This is a genomic window from Allobosea sp. CER48, from assembly GCF_044752385.1.
In the GTDB taxonomy this organism is placed as follows: Bacteria; Pseudomonadota; Alphaproteobacteria; order Rhizobiales; family Beijerinckiaceae; genus Allobosea.
The window spans coordinates 1-1,351 of record NZ_JBIWYK010000665.1; the positions used below are offsets into that span (position 1 = coordinate 1).

Sequence of the window (1,351 nt, forward strand, 5' to 3'; positions counted from 1 at the left end):
TTCATCGCCTGCTTCAGCCTTCTGCTGGTGAAGCTCGCCGCGTAAGCTCGGGCGCATGACGCTCGAGCAGCTCCGCATCTTCATCGCCGTCGCCGAACGCGAACACCTGACGCAGGGCGCCAACGCCCTGAACCTCACGCAATCGGCCGTGAGTTCGGCGATCGCGACGCTGGAAGCACGCTACGCGACCAAGCTGTTCGACAGGATCGGCAGGCGCATCGCGCTCACCGACGCCGGGCGGCTGTTCCTGAGCGAGGCCCGCGCCGTCCTGACCCGGGCCGCGGCGGCCGAAGCCGTCCTCTCCGACCTCTCGGGTCTCGCCCGCGGCTCGCTCGCGCTGATGGCCAGCCAGACGGTGGCGAACTACTGGCTGCCGCCCCTGATCCAGCGCTTTCGCCTCGACCATCCCGGCATCACCGTCTCGCTCGCGATCGGGAATACCGAGACGGTGAGCACGGCCATTCATGACGGCGCGGCCGATCTCGGCTTCATCGAGGGCGAGATCGACGACCCGGCTCTCGCGATGGTGCCCGTCGCGGAGGACGAACTCGTCATCGTCGCCCCGGCCGACCATCCCTGGACGCAGGCGCCGCCGTCCCCCGCCGAACTGAAGCAGGGTTCCTGGATCTTGCGCGAGCCTGGCTCTGGAACGCGGGCGATGTTCGAGGCGGCGTTGCCGGGGCTGGGCCTTGCCCCGCCGGACCTCGCCATCGCGCTGGAGCTGCCGTCGAACGAGGCGATCTGCGCCGCAGTCGCCGCCGGCGCAGGCATGACGGCGATCTCGCGGCTCGTGGCCGCCAACGCCATCGCGGCCGGCAAGCTCGCCACCGTGGAATTGCCGCTGCCGAAGCGCCGCTTCCTCGCGCTGCGCCACAAGGAGCGCTATCTCGCCAAGTCCGCGGCCGCCTTTCTGGCGCTGGCGGGCAACTACACCTCCTGAGACACATCGAGGCGATGCCCGACCGGCTGAGTTACGGCGGTTGACATTGATGATATGTTATAATGTAACAAATTACCATTCACCGCACCGGGTCTCCGATGACTTCTCCATTCCACGTTGACCGGCGCCTGCCGGTCACTGTCCTGTCCGGCTTTCTCGGCGCCGGCAAGACCACCTTGCTCAATCACATCCTCAACAATCGCGAGGGCCGATGCGTCGCCGTCATCGTCAACGACATGAGCGAGGTGAACATCGACGCCGACCTCGTACGCGAGGGCGGCGCCAACCTCTCCAAGACCGAGGAGAGCCTGGTCGAGATGAGCAATGGCTGCATCTGCTGCACGCTGCGCGACGACCTGCTGAGCGAGGTGCGCCGCCTCGCCGAGGAGAAGAAATTCGACTACCTGCTGA

The 1,351-nt window shown here is 66.8% G+C and carries 2 protein-coding genes; both read left to right on the forward strand.

Annotated features, from left to right (window positions below):
• Positions 1–55: 55 nt before the first annotated feature.
• A complete protein-coding gene (locus ACIPIA_RS16395) occupies positions 56–940 on the forward strand; it encodes a LysR family transcriptional regulator (RefSeq protein ID WP_400511037.1) in 885 nt (294 codons plus the stop codon).
• Positions 941–1,038: 98 nt separating this feature from the next.
• On the forward strand, positions 1,039–1,351 hold a 313-nt coding region (locus tag ACIPIA_RS16400), incomplete at its 3' end, for a GTP-binding protein (RefSeq protein WP_400511038.1).